Annotated in this window: 1 pseudogene; it reads right to left on the bottom strand. The window is 41.2% G+C overall.

What is annotated here, in order from left to right:
* Positions 1-171: 171 nt before the first annotated feature.
* A pseudogene (locus CIK04_RS27040) lies at positions 172-537 on the bottom strand (chromosome partitioning protein ParB); the annotation flags it as partial.

Below are 537 nucleotides of genomic sequence, written 5' to 3'. Positions count from 1 at the left end.
CCCGACGGCTCCTCCGTTTTTGAGGGTCTGGGAAGTTGCGGAAAATTATACGGTGAGTCCAACTGATTGCAATTAAAACGCAGCAAAAACTTACAGTTTTGTTTACAAATCCGACAACTTTACGTACAAAAATTGCTTTTTTACATAATTGACCTAAATCAATTATCTCATTTAGCTCTCTAGCTTGGCAATTAGTTGCTCTAATTTGTGAGGCTCATCAATACTTATCGTCAATTTGGCTTTTCCATTGCCATTTCTCACTAAAGAAACCTTTGCTCCCAACGTTTCACTTAGTTTTTGTGATATTTGTTGTGTTTCTTCATCTTTTTGGCTGATTTTTTTTCTTTCAACCTTAGGTGTGAGACATTTTTTTACCAACTGCTCAGTTTGACGAACCGTGAGCGCTTTGCTGGCGACCTGCTGAGCCACTTCCACTTGTTGCTCGCCTTCCAACGCTAGCAATGCGCGGGCATGACCCATATCGAGCAGTTTCTGTGCAACAAACTGTTTTACTTCTAGCTCCAAGCCATTCAGTCG

It is taken from the genome of Vibrio sp. 03_296 (assembly GCF_002265885.1).
This window is presented reverse-complemented; position numbering and strand designations above follow the sequence as displayed.